The organism is Stenotrophomonas sp. GZD-301 (genome assembly GCF_049310345.1).
Taxonomy (GTDB): Bacteria; Pseudomonadota; Gammaproteobacteria; order Xanthomonadales; family Xanthomonadaceae; genus Stenotrophomonas.
Genome location: NZ_JBMOWY010000054.1, coordinates 52117 through 68540, shown reverse-complemented (window position 1 = coordinate 68540; position 16424 = coordinate 52117). Strand labels below are relative to the sequence as shown.

The following is a 16424-nucleotide window of genomic DNA, read 5'->3' as shown; positions in this document are numbered from 1 at the left end:
CGGTACCGGCTTGGTCCTGTCCAGCTTGGTCCATAGCGGCATGGTGATGAAGAAGGCGAAGTACAGGAAGGTCAGCACGCGTCCGACATAGGTCTCATGCGCGTCCGTGCCCGGGCCCGACCCGATCACGCCCAGCCAGACGAAGCAGACCGCGAACATGCCGAGCAGGCCTCGCGAGAGCAGGCCCCGGTAGCGGTACGACTTGACCCGGGCCCGATCCAGCCACGGCACCAGGAACAGGATCGCGATCGCCGAGAACATCACGATCACCCCGCCCAGCTTGTTCGGCACCACCCGCAGCATCGCGTAGTACGGGGTGTAGTACCAGACCGGCTTGATGTGCTCGGGCGTGACCAGGCGATTGGCCTCGGTGAAGTTGTCGTGCTCGAGGAACAGGCCGCCGAACGCCGGTGCGAAGAAGATGATGAACGCGGCGATGACCAGCAGGAAGCCGGCGCCCACACCGTCCTTGAGCGTGTAGTACGGATGGAACGGAATCCCGTCCGCAGGTGCGGTGGCCGACCAGCGGTTGCCCTTGGGCCCCTTCTTGATCTCCACGCCATCGGGATTGTTGGAGCCCACTTCGTGCAGCGCGCCCAGATGCAGCACCACCAGCAGCAGCAGCACCAGCGGCAGGGCGATCACGTGCAGGGCGAAGAAGCGGTTGAGCGTGGCATCGCTGGGCAGGTAGTCGCCCATGATCCATTCGGTGAGGCCGTTGCCGATCACCGGAATGGCACCGAACAGCGAGATGATCACCTTGGCGCCCCAGAACGACATCTGGCCCCACGGCAGCACGTAGCCCATGAAGGCTTCGGCCATCAGCACCAGGTAGATCAGCATGCCCAGGATCCACACCAGCTCGCGCGGTTTCTGGTAGCTGCCGTACAGCAGGCCGCGGAACATGTGCAGGTAGACCACGATGAAGAACAGCGAGGCGCCGGTCGAATGCATGTAGCGGATCAGCCAGCCCCATTCGACATCGCGCATGATGTATTCGATGGAGGCGAACGCTTCGGCCGCGTTGGTCTTGTAGTGCATCGTGAGGAAGATGCCGGTCACGATCTGGTTGACCAGGATCAGCAGCGCCAACGAACCGAAGTAGTACCAGAGGTTGAAGTTCTTCGGCGCGTAGTACTCGCTCACATGCTTGCGGTACACCGGCATCAGGCCCGGTGCGCGCGCATTGACCCAGTCGGCAACGCCCGTGGCGGTGCGGGTAAGGATATTGGCCATGCTCAAGCCGCCCCCTGCGGGTCAACGCCGATGATGATGGTGTTGTCGTCCTGGTAATGGTGCGGCGGCACCAGCAGGTTGATCGGCGCCGGAACATCCTTGAACACGCGACCAGACATGTCGAAGCGCGACTTGTGGCAGGGGCAGAAGTACCCCCCCTTCCACTGCGGGTCGTACGGCTCGGGGCGGATCTCGGCCACCATTTCCGGCGAGCAGCCCAGATGGGTGCACAGCCCGACCAGGACCGAGACATCGGCCTTGATCGCACGGAATTCGGGGTTCTGCTTGAGCACGTAGTCCGGCTGCTGTTCCTTCTCGCCCGACTCGGGATCTTTCAGGCGACCGTCCAGACCATGCAGCGCATCGAGGATGGCCTTGGACCGCTTGACGATCCAGATCGGCTGCCCTCGCCACTCCAGGACCAGGCGCTGGCCTTCCTGCAGGGCACTGATGTCGGCGATCACCGGCGCCCCGGCCAGTTTGGCGCGGGCGCTGGGATTCCAGGACTTGATGAACGGTACCGCTGCAAATCCGACGCCGACCGCGCCAACCACCGCAGTGGTTGCTGACAGAAACCGTCGACGTCCAGTATTGACTGGATCGTTTACCCCATCGTTGGCCATCCGGCACTCCGATATTGATTTAGGTAGCTTGAGGCTGCCAGCAGACCGGTGGGGGCCAGTCCACGATGAATCAGAGCCGACTATAGCGGAACCTGACTCGGCGACACAACGCGCAGATCATCTGCCGAACATCTGTCACGCGCGAAACCGTCGTGCCGGCCGCTGGCCGGCTCTGCGGGGCGCTTGAAGGTACCAGGAGCCGGCCAGCGGCCGGCACTACCGGACGGTCTCGGCGTGCGGGGAGCCGGCCCGCGGGCACTACTGCGTGGATGCTGTCACGCCCCGATAGCGGTCGGCCAGCAGGGCCACGCGCTTCACGTAGTACTGGGTTTCGCTGTAGGGCGGCACGCCACCGTGGCGGTCCACCGCACCCTCGCCCGCGTTGTAGCCGGCGGCGGCCAGGGTGAGGTTGCCGTTGAAGCGCTTGAGCAGCCACGACAGGTATTGCACGCCGCCACGGATGTTCTGCGCGGCATCGTACGAGTCGGTGACCCCGAAGCGGCGCGCGGTGGGCGGCATCAGCTGCATCAGACCCTGCGCGCCGGCACGGCTGAGCGCGGTGGGGTTGTAGGCCGACTCGGCGTGGATGATGGCGCGGACCACGGCCTCCTCGACCCCGAACTCGCGCGCGGCGGCGGCGATCTCGGCCTGGAAGGCGGTGGTATTGAGCCGCACCGAGCCGAAGTTGACGCCCGGATTGGCACCGCACGCATAGCAGCGCTCGATGAAGCTGTAGTGGATGGTGCGGACCTGGCCGAGGCTGGCCACCTGCGCCGGGCGGGCGCTGGTGTAGTGGCGCACGCCGTCCTTCATATAGGTGTAGACCTGCCCGTTGACCACGCGCTGGGCCTTGCCCTTGCGCGCGGCCGGTGCGGACGGCGCGCTGAGTACCGTCGCCGCTGGCGCTGGCGATGCCGTGGCGGTGATCGCGGTGCCGGCGTTGGCGCCATCGACCGCGGCGACCGCGACAGCCGGCGCCACCGGCGTGGGCGCGGGCGTGGTCGGCGCGGCGGGAGCGGACACGGCCTGGCGGCGGGGCGCGCTGCGGTCCGGGCGGTAGCTGCTGACCACGCTGCAGCTCGCGGCGGACACGCGCTTGCTGACATAGCTGGGGATGCCGTCGGCGCCAACGCACTTGTACAGCGTGCCCGCACTGGCCGGCACAGCGGTCAGCGCAGCCAAGGCCAGCGCAAAGATCCCCAAGATCCCCTTCATGCAGCGGAGTGTCTCCGTTTCACCCGGTCTTGCCAAGTCTTTGACGCGGCCCACCGCACCGGGAGCTGATGCGCGTCACGGATCGGGGCGTCCGGGACGGCCTGCGGGCGGCCGCGGCGGGCCCCGGCCTGGTGGGCAGAACACCGGTACAATGGGCGGCTCACCGCAGCCGTTCAGGCTGCCTGCCCGCCCACCCGACTGGAATAAGCGCCATGACCGGGACGCCAGCTTCGACCGTGCCGACTTCGGCCGGCTCCGCCGTGCCCTCCACCACTCCCCGCCCCGACCTGCTGCCGCTGCCCGGCGCCAGGCCGGCCGTCACCGGCCCCGTCCGCGGCAAGCTGTACATCAAGACCCACGGGTGCCAGATGAACGAGTACGACTCGGCCAAGATGGCCGACGTGCTGGCCGCCGAAGAAGGGCTGGAGCTGACCGACGACCCCTCCGAGGCCGACGTGCTGCTGATGAACACCTGCTCGATCCGCGAAAAGGCGCAGGAGAAGGTGTTCAGCCAGCTGGGCTACTGGAAGGCGCTGAAGAACAACGGCCGTGGCGTGATCATCGGCGTGGGTGGCTGCGTGGCCTCCCAGGAAGGCGAGGCGATCATCAAACGCGCCCCGCACGTGGACCTGGTGTTCGGCCCGCAGACCCTGCACCGCCTGCCGGAGCTGATCCGCCAGCGCCGCGCATCGGGCAAGTCCCAGGTCGACATCAGCTTCCCGGAAATCGAGAAGTTCGACCGCCTGCCCGAGCCGCGCGCCGACGGTGGCTCGGCCTTCGTGTCGATCATGGAAGGCTGCTCCAAGTACTGCTCGTTCTGCGTGGTGCCCTACACCCGTGGCACCGAGGTCAGCCGCCCGTTCGAGGACGTGGTGGTGGAAGTGGCGCAGCTGGCCGCGCAGGGCGTGCGCGAGATCAACCTGCTGGGCCAGAACGTCAATGCCTACCGCGGCCCCTATGGCGACGGCGAATTCGCCGACCTGGGCCTGCTGATCCGCACCATTGCCGAGATCGACGGGGTGGGCCGCATCCGCTTCACCACCTCGCACCCGCTGGAATTCAGCGACTCGCTGGTGGATGCCTATCGAGACGTGCCGCAGCTGGCCAACTTCCTGCACCTGCCGGTGCAGGCCGGCAGTGACCGGGTACTGTCGGCGATGAAGCGCGGCTACACGGCGCTGGAGTTCAAGTCCAAGATCCGCAAGCTGCGCGCGGTGCGGCCGGACATCTCGATCAGCTCGGACTTCATCGTCGGCTTCCCGGGCGAGACCGAGGCCGATTTCGAGAAGACCATGACGCTGATCGAAGACATCGGCTTTGACCAGAGTTTCTCGTTCATCTACTCGCGTCGCCCCGGCACGCCGGCGGCCGACCTGGAAGACACGATCAGCGATGCCGAAAAGCACGCGCGCCTGTCGCGCCTGCAGGCGCGGATCAACGCGCAGGCCGCGGCGATCTCCGAGAAGATGGTCGGCACGGTGCAGACCGTGCTGGTGGAAGGGCCGTCCAAGCGCAATCCGGACGAGCTGACCGGCAAGAGCGAGAACATGCGCTCGGTGAACTTCGCGGGGCACCCGCGCCTGATCGGCCAGTTCGTTGATGTGGAGATCACCGAGGCGTACAGCAATTCGCTGCGCGGACGGATGGTCGTCGCCTGACGGAGCGTGCCGACCAACGGTCGGCACCTACCATTGCAGTGCCGACCAACGGTCGGTACATGCCGTTGCAATGCCAACCGGCGGTCGATACATGCCGTTGCAATGCCGATCGGCGGTCGGTACATGCCGTGACGGGTAGATGCCGACCGTTGGTCGGCATCCGCTCAATCCAGGCGCTTGCGGAAGCGCAGGATCGCCAGGGTCATCATCACCGCGATGAAGGCCAGCAGCGCCAGCACCTCGGGCCACAGCTCCCAGATCCGTGCGCCGCGCAGCATGATGCCGCGGATCAGGCGCAGGAAGTGCGTCAGCGGCAGCACCTCGGCCAGCCATTGCACCGGGCGCGGCATGCCGGCGAACGGGAACATGAAGCCGGACAGCAGGATCGACGGCAGGAACACGAACATGGTCATCTGCATGGCCTGGAACTGCGACTGCGCCTTGGTCGAGATCAGCAGGCCCAGGGTGAGATTGGCGGTGATCAGCAGTATCGCTGCCAGATAGACGTCCACCACGCTGCCGTGGATCGGCACCTCGAACAGCCACAGGCCCAGCAGCAGCACCAGCGTGGTCTGGATCAGCCCTATCGCCGCGTACGGCAGCACCTTGCCGATCATCAGCTCGCTGCGGCTCAACGGGGTGGCGATCAGCAGTTCCATATTGCCGCGCTCGCGTTCGCGCACGATCGCCACCGCCGTGAACATCACCATCGTCATGGTCAGGATGATGCCGATCAGGCCGGGCACGATGTTCACCGCCGAGCGTCGTTGCGGGTTGTAGAACGCCACCACGCCGATCTGCCCGCCCCCGGCCACGGCGCCGCTGCGCAGCGGCCGGTCGTTGCGCAGCGGCTGGTTGTCCAGCGGCACCTGCGCCAGCTGGATCGCCGCGCTCTGCACGACGGTGTCGCTGCCATCCACGAGCACCTGCACGGCCTCGCGGCCCTCGAAGCGGCGGCGTTCGAAGTCGGGCGGAATCACCACGCCAATGCTGATCCGGCCGTGCCGCAGCGCCGCCATCAGTTCGTCCGGGGTCCGCGCGGCCAGGGTGGGGGTGATCACGCCGGTCGCCACCATGTCCATCACCAGCGCGCGTGACGCGGCGGTCCCGGCCTGATCGGCAATACCGGTGTGCAGATTGCGCAGATTGAGGTTGATCGCATACCCGAACAGCACCAGCTGCATCACCGGAATGCCGACGATCATCGCCAGGGTGATGCGGTCGCGGCGCATCTGCCGCAACTCCTTGAGAATGATCGCCCAGAGCCGGCGCAGGCTCATGCCGCGGCGTCCCCGGCGTGGCCGTCCTCGCGTCCGCGCGTGGCCGAGACGAAGACGTCTTCCAGATTGGCCTCCACCGGCGTCACCTCGGCCTGCTGGCCGCCGGCGCGCAGGGCCGCCTCCAGCCTGCCCTGCGCATCGTCCTGCGCCGCCAGCAGTACCCGCAGGCTGTTGCCGATCTGCGCCACGCTGAGCCCGGGCACGGCGGCCAGCAACCGTTGCGCCTGACGCGGCTGCGTCGCTGATACCGCCAATGTACGTCCGTCCAGCGCTGCGCTCAGCGTGGCCGGAGTGCCGTCGGCCACCAGCACGCCCCGATCCAGAATCGCCAGGCGATGGCAGCGTTCGGCTTCGTCCATGTAGTGCGTGGACACCAGCAGCGTGGTGCCGGCGTCGGCCAGGTCGAACAGTTTTTCCCAGAAGTCGCGCCGCGACTCCGGGTCCACTGCACTGGTGGGTTCGTCCAGGAACAGCAGCTCCGGCGACTGGATCACCGCGCCGGCCAGGGCCAGCCGCTGTTTCTGGCCGCCACTGAGGGTGCCGGCCAACTGCGCCTGGCGGTCCTGGAAGTGGTATTGCTCGACCAGTTCCTCGATGCGTCGCCGTGCGTCGGCGCGCGGAATGTCCTGCACCGCCGCGAGAAACTCCAGGTTCTCGCGCACGGTCAGGTCCTCGAACAGCGAGAACCGCTGGGTCATGTAGCCGATGCGTCGCCGCAGCGCTTCGGCCTGCTCGGGAATGCGCAGGCCGAGCACGTCGATGTCGCCCTCGGACGGGGTCAGCAGGCCGCACAGCATGCGGATGGTGGTGGACTTGCCCGACCCGTTGGGGCCGAGGAAGCCATAGACCGTGGCGCGCGGCACGCTCAGGTCCACATGGTCCACGGCCACCAGCGCCCCGAAGCGCTTGGTCAGCCCGCGCGCCCGGATCGCAAGGTCGTCCTGACCGCCCTCGCCCGTTGCCGGCGCGGACCGCTGGGCGGCGACGGGAGCGACGGCCATCAGAACGTCACCCGTACCGGCAGGCCGGCCGGCAGACGCGCCAGCGTGGCGGCATCGGTGTCGATCAGTTCGATCTCGGCCAGATAGCTCAGGCGGGCTGCGTCGTCGCCGGTCAACGCGTAGTAAGGGGTGAACACCGGGTCGCTGCGGACCGCGCGGACCCGCCCGGACAACGCCGCCTCGCGTCCCTGCACGTACACCTGCGCGCCCGAGCCGACGGCCACCGATGGTCGCAGCGGCGACGGCAGATAGACCCGTGCATAGGGATGCTCGCCCACCAGCAGCACCGCCAGCGGTGCGCCAACCGGGGCCTGGTCACCCAGCCGATACGGCAGCGCGTCGACCACGCCGGCGCGCGGCGCGACCAGCGCCAGCTTGCGCAGGGTCACGGCCTGCTCGGCCTGCTGCGCCTGCGCGGCCTCCAACGAAGCGGCGCCCTGCCCGATCTGCTCGGCGCGCGTGCCGTGCTCCAGCGCCAGCAGCGCCTGCTCGGCCGCACGCACGAGGCCGTCGGCATTGCCGGCAGCGGCGCGGGCGCGGTCGACGTCGGCGGCCGCCACCAGCCGTTGCCGGCCGAGCGGCTGCAGCCGGGCGTAGTACGCCGCTGCGTCCACGGCCTGCGCCTTGGCTGCGGCGAGGTTGGCCCGGGCCTGCGCGATCTCCTCCACCCGCGGCCCGTGCTCGAGTTCCTCCAGCGCCTGCACGGCACGCTGCGCCTGCGCCTGCAGCGCGGCCATCTGCGCGGCCGTGCGGGTGGTCTCCAGTTGCAGCAGGGCCGCACCGGCCGGCACGCGCTGGCCTTCGCGCACCGACACCGCCACGATGGTTTCGGCCGCAGGCGCCGGCACCGTGATCCGGTCCCATTCGAGTGTGCCCAGAGCTTCGGGCGGCGCTGGCCGGCACGCGGCGAGGAGCAGCAGTGCCGCCGGCACACCGAGGCGAAGCAGGCGGGAGCAGAGCGAAGTAGCCATCACGGGTACCGGATCGGTGCGGACCGCACCATGCTGCCTCGCGCCCCGGTGGTCAGCCGTGAAGGAGGCGCGGGCCGGCTCGACGCGCCGCGGCCGCCTCACCGTACCTGGTCGTAGCTCAGCTTCTCCACGTCATAGACGTACTGGCTGGCCATGTAGGCATTGATCTGCGCCAGCCCCTGGATCAGCATCTTTCCGTCCGGCGTGCCGCAGCGGTTGGCGACGTTCTTCATGCCGTAGATGAGCGCATCTTCCTTGCTGCGCTTGGGCGTGGGATCGGGCGTCCACCACGGGAAGTGACGCAGCGGCTTGTTGCTGGGCACATCGTGCTGCCAGCAGACGAAGACGAGGCGTTCCTTGCCCGTGGCGTCGTAGTCGTAGACGCGATAACTGGCGTAACCGCTGGTGGTGGGCGTGACCTTGAGTACGCCGCTCTCCGCGTAGCGCTTGAGATCCTCCCTGGCAACCTCCTGCGACATGCCGCCGTAATGGATTACCCGGGTCAGTCTGCCGTCCGCGCCGTACATCTCCTGACGGTTCAGGTCCGCGCCGCGCCATTGCCGCTGGCGGGGTGCGCGGCGGTTGGCATCGAAGAACTCCATCACCGTGGACCCGCTGCGATGCGGGTAGGTGCGTATGCGCGGGTACTTGTCGAGCGAAGCGAACTGGTCGTCAACAACCGAGAGCGGAACCCGCTGGGTCGGGAAGTCGTACTGAAGCTTCTTGAACCCGTTGCTGGAGAGCTCCTTGTACAACGGCTGCGCGTCATACGCGGCAAAACCCATGTACTCGGTGGACAGGCTGTAGATGCCCTTCGTCTTGAAGAAGCCAAAGAACACGCCCTTCCGCCCACCACCTGGTCCCGTGACATCGAGCCATGCATTGCCCTGCCCGCGCCACTCCCCCGGTGCCTCGCGTGCATCGAGGCCGTCATCCTCCTCCTTTCTGCGCGGTGCCCGGAGTTCCGCCAGCAAGGTGCCATCAGCGTGATAGCGGTAGGTGGAAATGGCTACTTCACCTCCATGAAGTCCCGCGCATTGCGCACCCGGCACAGTGGTCAATGTCTCGTTGATGCCCCCCGTCGTGGAGATCAACTGCCCCTTGGCGTTGTAGTCCGCGCAGAACGCAAGGCGATCGAGCATCAAGGTCTTGGGAAAGCGTGGGCTGAGCGCATTTACGTCCTCGGTTTCCTGCAACCTTGCTTCGACCAGGTGCCCCCTCTGATCATAGAAGTACGCCTCGGCACGCGCCATGTAGTAGTGCGGTGTCAGTTTGGCCAAAATTGGGTTCCGCTCCTGCGCGGGCACGGCACGATAAGGGACTGCCCGTATGTTGCCGCTCTCGTCTCGACGCAGGCCAGGCGTGCCGTCTGGTCGCGGACGTTCCATCGGACTGTGAACCCGGTTCTCCCATTGCTCCAGTCGGCACACGCGCTGACCGCCGTTGCCATCCGGCTCCAGATACACCACTTGGCCCTCCGTCGGACCAAACCTGCCTTGGTGCTGGTCGGCGACAGCTGGGAGTAGTGCTGGAACACGCAGACTGCCGTCGCCTTGGACCTGAGGCCATTGCAATGTAATCCGCTGACGTCCAGCCTCGTTGAACAACAGGGTCACGCCTGAAACGGGTGAGGTGAGGAGATTGGCACGGTCCGAGCAGGTGGCACCTGCTCGCGCCGAGGTAGCCAAAAGTGCCACCACCAACAGACCCAGCACACCGGGCTTCACGCTCACAGCTGATGCAGACCAAGCCATCTCGTCTCCGGTGCGGGTCTATATGCCGTAGATGCCTCAGCGCACCTCGTCATAGCTCAGCTTCTCCACGTCGTAGCCGTACTGCTTGGCCATATACGTGTTGATCGGCCCCATCCCCTGGATCAGCATCTTTCCGTCCGGCGTGCCGCAGCGGTTGGCGACGTTCTTCATGCCGTAGATCAGGGCATCTTCCCTGCTGCGCTTGGGCGTGGAATCGGGCGTCCACCACGGGAAATGGCGCAGCGGTTTGTTGCTGGGCACATCGTGCTGCCAGCAGACGAAGACGAGGCTCTCCTTGCCCTTGGCGTCGTAGTCGTAGACGCGATAACTGGCGTAACCGCTGGTGGTGGGCGTGACCTTGAGTACGCCGCTCTCCGCGTAGCGCTTGAGATCCTCCCTGGCAACCTCCTGCGACATGCCGCCGTAGTGGATTACCCGGGTCAGTCTGCCGTCCGCGCCGTACATCTCCTGACGGTTCAGGTCCGCGCCGCGCCATTGCCGCTGGCGGGGTGCGCGGCGGTTGGCATCGAAGAACTCCATCACCGTGGACCCGCTGCGATGCGGGTAGGTGCGTATGCGCGGGTACTTGTCGAGCGAAGCGAACTGGTCGTCAACAACCGAGAGCGGAACCCGCTGGGTCGGGAAGTCGTACTGCAGCTTCTTGGACCCGTTGCTGGAGAGCTCCTTATACAACGGCTGCGCGTCATACGCGGCAAAACCCATGTATTCGGTGGACAGGCTGTAGATGCCCTTCGTCTTGAAGAAGCCAAAGAACACGCCCTTCCGCCCACCACCTGGTCCCGTGACATCGAGCCATGCATTGCCCTGCCCGCGCCACTCCCCCGGTGCCTCGCGTGCATCGAGGCCGTCGTCCTCCTCCTTCCGCTGCGGCGTTCGGAGTTCTGCCAGCAAGGCTCCATCGGCGTAATAGCGGTAGGTGTAGAGGGCTACCTCTCCGACCTGAAGCCCCGCGCATTGCGCGCCGGGCACCTTGCTCAATGTCTCACTCATGTCCCCCGTGGTCGAGATCAACTCCCCCTTGGCGTTGTATTCCGCGCAGAAGGCAAGACGATTCAGCATCAACGTTTTGGGCAAGCGTGGGCTCAGCGCATTTACGTCCTCGGTTTCCTGCAACCTCGCTTCGACCAGATTGCCCCCTTGGTCATAGAAATATGCCTCGGCACGTGTCAAGTAGTAGTGCGGAGTGAGCTTGGCGAGGATCGGATTTTTCTCCTGCGCGGGCACGGCACGATAAGGGACCGCCCGTACGATGCTTTTTTCGTCTCGACGCAGGCCAGGCGTTCCGTCTGGTTGCGGACGCGCCATCGGACTGTAGACCCGGCTCTCCCATTGTTCCAGCCGGCACACACGCTGACCGCCGCCGCCATCGGGCTCCAGATACACGACCTGGCCACCGGCGGGGCCGAATTTGCCTTGTTTCAGTTCCGCCACTGCCGGCATCATTCTGGGAACACGAAGACTGCCTTCGCCGTCGAAGCGTCGCCCCAGCAACATCACCCCGTCCCGCGCCCCTCCATTGAACAACAGGCTCACGCCTGAAACGGGTGATGTGAGGAGATCGGCGCGGTCCGAGCAGGTGGCACCTGCTCGCGCCGAGGTAGCCAAAAGTGCCACCACCAACAGACCCAGCACACCGGGCTTCACGCTCACAGCTGATGCAGACCAAGCCATCTCGTCTCCGGTGCGGGTCTATATGCCGTAGATGCCTTACCGCACCTCGTCGTAGCTCAGCTTCTCCACGTCGTAGCCGTACTGCTTGGCCATGTACGCGTCGATCTGCGCCAGCCCCTGGATCAGCATCTTTCCGTCCGGCGTGCCGCAGCGGTTGGCGACGTTCTTCATGCCGTAGATGAGTGCATCTTCCTTGCTGCGCTTGGGCGTGGGATCGGGCGTCCACCACGGGAAGTGACGCAGCGGCTTGTTGCTGGGCACATCGTGCTGCCAGCAGACGAAGACGAGGCTCTCCTTGCCCTTGGCGTCGTAGTCGTAGACCCGATAGCTGGCGTAACCGCTGGTGGTGGGCGTGACCTTGAGTACGCCACTCTCTGCGTAGCGCTTCAGATCTTCCCTGGCAACCTCCTGCGACATGCCGCCGTAGTGGATCACCCGGGTCAGCCTGCCGTCCACGCCATACATCTCCTGGCGGTTCAGGTCGGCGCCCCGCCATTGCCGCTGGCGGGGCGCGCGGCGGTTGGCGTCGAAGAACTCCATCACCGTGGACCCGCTGCGATGCGGATAGGTGCGTACGCGCGGGTACTTGTCGAGTGAAGCGAACTGATCGTCGATGACCGAGAGCGGAACCGGCTGGGTCGGGAAGTCGTATGCCAGCTTGGCGCTGCCATCCGTGCTGCGCAGCTGGTAGGGCGGCTGGGCATCGAAGGCGGCAAATCCCATGTCATGCGTGGCGAACGTGTAGATGCCCTGCTTCGGAATGAAATTGAACAGTGCTTCTTCGCGCTTGGCGTCTTTGCCTTTCAGCCACGCGTTGCCCTGCCCCCGGCCGCGCGCGCTCGGCGGCTGCGACGCCGTGTCGTCATCCGCCTGCCCGGGGCCCGGGGTGCGCAGATACGACAACAGCGTACCGTCGGGATAGTAGGCATACGTGGACATCGCCGCCGTGTCCGGCGCGACCTGGCTGCACTGGAAACCCGGCTGGAGGCTCACGGCTTCGCTCGGGCCGCTGGCCATCGTCATCCGGCCCTGCGCATCGTAGCGGGCACAGAAGGTCAACCGGTCGGCCACCACGGAGCGCGCGGTGTGATTGCGGGCCACCGTGATGTCCGGCGTCTCATGCATGCGTGCCTCGACCAGGTGCCCACCCGCGTCGTAGAAGAAGGCGTCGACGCGGGTCATGAAGTAGTGGGGCGTCAGTTTGGCCAGGATCGGATTTCGCTCCTGTCCGGGCATGGGACGCGGTGCAGCCGCCTGCACCTTACCGGCAGGGGCACGACGCAGACCGGGCTTGCCATCCGGCTGCGGGCGCTCCAGGGGGCTGTACACCCGGCTTTCCCATTGCTCCAGCCGGCACACGCGCTGGCCGCCCTTGCCGTCCGATTCCAGATAGACCACCTGGCCCTCGGCCGGACCGAACCGGCCCGCCGCGAGGCTGGCGGCGGACGGCACCAGTGCAGGCGGCCGCAGACGGCCGTCCTCCTGGATCTGGCCGTGCTGCAGCATTACCCGCGCGCCGGCGCCGTCGTTGAACATCAGCGTCACGCCTGCGACGGGCGACGCCAGCGGATCGGACCGGTCCGTGCAGGCGGCCGCCGCCTGGAACGCCGCGGCCCCCATTGCGATCGACACCGCCCCCGTCACGCAGCGCTTGAATCTCATACCTGTTCCGTGCCCGTCTTGATCGGGTTGACCGATGCCATGCGTGTTCCTTCGTCGTGGATGCCACGGTGCGTCGGCACGGCGGCGATGATCTGGTTGGGCATTGCGGCGGCAGGGTCGTCCATGTTGTGACCCCACTCCAGCGGCATCGTCACCCAGAACCCCTTTACCGCTGCTGCACCATCGCGCAGCCGCGCAAGGCCCTTGCTGACATTGTGGCGCCCTACGGTCCGGGTTACCTCGCCGTCCATCACACTTGGAACCGACATGTAGCCGGCCTGCAGGTCCGATGGCTGGGCGTAGATGTAGCGCCGGACTTTCTCGCGCTTCTCATCCATGCCAGCCGTGGCGAAGCCCTGGAACACCGCATCGTAGGTGCCCATGCTGTTGCGCGGGACGTTCTGGAACACCTCTTCGAACGCCGCCGCATTGGCATCGGCGAGCTTCTGGATCGCGGTCCAGCACGCACGACTGGCCGGCTGCTCGATGAAGGACACGTCATCCGCGTTCGGCCGGATCGGCGGGTGATAGGCGCTCCCCGCCATGTTGGTGTAGCCCTGGTCCTTGGCGACGCGCCCCGGCACAGCCCCCGTCTCGATGGATTTCCCCAGGAATTTCTTCCAGAGGCGCAGGCGCAGGTCGCGCGCGAAGCTCCGCGTCACCACCATCGCGCCATTGCCCAGGTTGCGAACCTTGTTTTCCGTGTCCACGATGACGGCCGCGATCTCGGTATCGCCGGTGCCTTCCAGGCTGCGGTCGTTGCAGTTGGCACTGCCGATGATCGCCACCGCGTCGTCGACGATCAGCAGCTTGGAGTGCACGTAGCACTGCTCGGTCACCAGGTACACCGGGGGATTCGCGCTGCTGCCCTCGGCGGTTGGCGGCGCGCTGCGGTAGTTGTCGTGGTTGATGTCCTTCAACACGCCATAGCTGCGCAGATTGAGGATGGTCAGGTAGTCCTTCCAGCCGCCTTCGGCGACCGCCGCGCGCAGGTCGGTTTCGCTCACACTCTCGCGGCGGATCTTCAGCTTGCGGGCCACCAGCGCGCGCGCGATCTGCCGGATGAGGCTGTCGCGCCCACGCAGCAGGCTCTGCTGCACCCAGTACTGCTGCTTGAGCACCGCGCCATCGAACAGGCTGCCTTCCGGGTGCACCGGCAAGGTCACGTAAACGTGGAAGTCCTGGCCGCAGCCGATCGCCTTGATGATGCGCGAAGCCAGCGTGGCCACCAGCTTGTTGTGCGCCGCCGATGGCTGGCCCTGCCGGAATTCGCGGATGTCCTTGATCGCGTTGCCGGCACCCAGCCGATCAGCGACGCCCTGGGTGGCGCCCAATCCCCGGTCGGCGATCTTGGCCTTCTTGTCCTGCGCCGGGGTCAATTCGCCGCGGCGGCCGCCGGTGATGATGGTGTCCAGCTTTCGCCCGGGCTCGGCATCGGAGAAGCCACAGTCGGAAATCAGGAACTGCGTTTCCACATAGACATAGGCCTGGGCGGATTCGATGCAGTTGAGCATCGCATCCTGGATGGAGCGCATCGGCTCGTTCCGGTCCCAATACGGGCTCAGCCCGGGATCACTCATGTCCAGGCCGTGCTCCTTGCAGGCCTCGCGCTCCATCGTGTGCAGCGCCGTACCGGACGATCGGAGCACCTGTACCGTGACGCCACCCGCGGTGCCGCGCCGCGTTACATCACCGAACAGTGCCTGCCGCCCGCCCATCGCCTCCAGCCATTTCCCGGACAGCGGAGTCAGTTCGCGGCCACGCGCCAACGACACCTGCTCGGGGATCGCGGCACCGATCCGGTTGGCGGTTCGGATGCCCGCGTTGGTGGCCTCGCGGATCTTCTGGCCTGCAGCCCGGTCGCCACGCTGGTTCTGCCAGACCATCGCGTTCCATCGGTGCATGAAGTTGCGGCAGATATCGGACACGGCAGGCCCTTCCATGCGGGCGTGTACGTCCTGCCAGGGCATGCGCGCATGGCGGCCTGCGTCCAGCAGCATCTGCGCACGGTCGATGGGTTCGTTGAGCCACTTCTCAAACGCGAGGAACGCATCCTTGGCCTTCTGCAGCGCGTCCAGCGCGGCCGCCTTGAGCTTGTCCACGTCCTTGCCGATTTCCGAGGGATCATCGATGTAATCACCCGCCCGATCGATCACCTTGCCGCCGGTCTCACGGACCGCCTCGACGGTCGCCTTCAGCTCATTCCAGCGGGCCATGAATGCCTTGGCCTGGATGTCGGCGAAGGCCTTGGCGGCATTCAGGGCATGGTCGGTCGCACCGCTGACATTGCCCTTGCCCAGTTCGTCGTAGCTGCGGTTGCTGGAGGCGATGACCTCCGAGTACTTCAGATCGGCCTGCGCCAGGCTCTTCTGGATGCCCTCCAGCAGGGTGCCCAGGGTCTGGACCAGGCTGGTGGCGGTGGAGTAGCCCGGAATGACCAGACTGCGGATCTTCTCCGTCACCGCGTGCTCGGCCGCGTCGGGAATGCCGGCCTTGTCGGCGTAGTCGAGGATTTCCGCCAGGGCGGCCCCCTTCTCCCACTGGTCCTTGAGCAGGTCCATCGCCGTGGCCATGTTGGGCAGGTAGGCCGCCGCGAACCCCGGCCGCATCCGGCCGGTGGCGTCGGGGCTGGTATCCATGACGTCGCGGGTGAGCTCCCACTCGTCCCCGGTCATGCCGCGCGCCTTGGTCACGCTGTTGTTGTAGTGATCGTTGATGACGTGCAGCGCCGGGTCGCAGACCACGTCGAAGTTGCCGTCGTCCCAGCGGCCATGCGCGACGTCCAGACCACCCACGAAACCGATCTTGCCGTCGATCACCAGAATCTTCTGGTGATGCGAGAAGGCGATATTGAACGCGTCGGAGCGGCCGGTAGCCGGGTTGTGCAGGCCCACTTCAATGTTGCCCGGGGTGTTGTCGTCGCGCATCTTGTACAGCGCGGTCCGGGCTTCGTTTTCGTGCGTGTAGGCGGCGGCCTCGATGCTGTCGTAGAGCAGCACACGCACGTCCACGCCACGCAGGTTGATGGCGTCGAACAGCAGCTCACTGAGACGGCTGCGGTGCTCCTTTTCTCCGCGCCCGGTCAGCTCGGTATCGAAGTTCATCTGCCAGTCGGCGATGAAGATGAACTTCTTCGCGCCGCGGATGGCCTCTGCCATTGCATGCATGGCAGAGCGTCCATCAGTGAAGGACTTGACCGCGTTGCCCTCGCGGATCGGCGCGAACTGGCGATCGGCCGGCGCGTAGTAGTCACGGCTGGACGTGCTCTGCTGGCCGGTCTGGCAGGTCAGCGCGTTGCGCGCGACGGTGCTGGTGTTGGTCCCATCGGCCAT

The 16424-nt window shown here is 66.3% G+C and carries 11 protein-coding genes; 1 reads left to right on the top strand and 10 read right to left on the bottom strand.

Translation table 11 applies throughout. The features are described from left to right. The 3 genes from ACO6VK_RS14855 to ACO6VK_RS14845 form a co-directional block, all read right to left on the bottom strand. Positions 1-1236: cytochrome b (locus ACO6VK_RS14855; RefSeq protein WP_422508401.1), on the bottom strand; the 1236-nt coding region annotated here is incomplete at its 3' end. A gap of 2 nt (positions 1237-1238) precedes the next feature. Beyond that, positions 1239-1859, bottom strand: a complete 621-nt coding sequence (gene petA / locus ACO6VK_RS14850; protein ID WP_017354852.1) for a ubiquinol-cytochrome c reductase iron-sulfur subunit — start codon at positions 1857-1859, stop codon at positions 1239-1241. Between the two features lie 258 nt (positions 1860-2117). Continuing rightward, entirely contained in the window at positions 2118-3074 is a 957-nt protein-coding gene (locus tag ACO6VK_RS14845; RefSeq protein ID WP_422507321.1) for a lytic transglycosylase domain-containing protein, read from the bottom strand. A gap of 212 nt (positions 3075-3286) precedes the next feature. Between ACO6VK_RS14845 and miaB the strand changes: the two genes are divergently transcribed. After that, complete coding sequence (gene miaB / locus ACO6VK_RS14840) at positions 3287-4732, top strand: tRNA (N6-isopentenyl adenosine(37)-C2)-methylthiotransferase MiaB (protein WP_422507319.1); 1446 nt, start codon at positions 3287-3289, stop codon at positions 4730-4732. Between the two features lie 164 nt (positions 4733-4896). Here miaB and ACO6VK_RS14835 read toward each other — a convergent pair whose 3' ends face one another. The 7 genes from ACO6VK_RS14835 to ACO6VK_RS14805 form a co-directional block, all read right to left on the bottom strand. Beyond that, on the bottom strand, positions 4897-6012 hold the full coding sequence (locus tag ACO6VK_RS14835; RefSeq protein WP_422507317.1) for an ABC transporter permease: 1116 nt from the start codon (positions 6010-6012) through the stop codon (positions 4897-4899). Then, positions 6009-6941: an ABC transporter ATP-binding protein gene (locus ACO6VK_RS14830; protein WP_422508407.1), complete on the bottom strand. Its 933-nt coding sequence runs from the start codon at positions 6939-6941 to the stop codon at positions 6009-6011. Before ACO6VK_RS14830 ends, ACO6VK_RS14835 begins: the two co-directional genes overlap by 4 nt. 71 nt (positions 6942-7012) lie before the next feature. After that, positions 7013-7984 (bottom strand): HlyD family efflux transporter periplasmic adaptor subunit, encoded by a 972-nt coding sequence (locus ACO6VK_RS14825; protein WP_422507315.1) that lies wholly within the window; start codon positions 7982-7984, stop codon positions 7013-7015. 98 nt (positions 7985-8082) lie between these two features. Further along, positions 8083-9717: a hypothetical protein gene (locus ACO6VK_RS14820; protein WP_422507313.1), complete on the bottom strand. Its 1635-nt coding sequence runs from the start codon at positions 9715-9717 to the stop codon at positions 8083-8085. 57 nt (positions 9718-9774) lie between these two features. Next, entirely contained in the window at positions 9775-11409 is a 1635-nt protein-coding gene (locus ACO6VK_RS14815) for a hypothetical protein (protein WP_422508399.1), read from the bottom strand. Between the two features lie 57 nt (positions 11410-11466). Then, complete coding sequence (locus ACO6VK_RS14810; RefSeq protein WP_422508397.1) at positions 11467-13092, bottom strand: hypothetical protein; 1626 nt, start codon at positions 13090-13092, stop codon at positions 11467-11469. Further along, positions 13089-16424, bottom strand: a complete 3336-nt coding sequence (locus ACO6VK_RS14805) for a phospholipase D-like domain-containing protein (protein ID WP_422508395.1) — start codon at positions 16422-16424, stop codon at positions 13089-13091. The genes ACO6VK_RS14810 and ACO6VK_RS14805 overlap by 4 nt, the downstream gene beginning before the upstream one ends.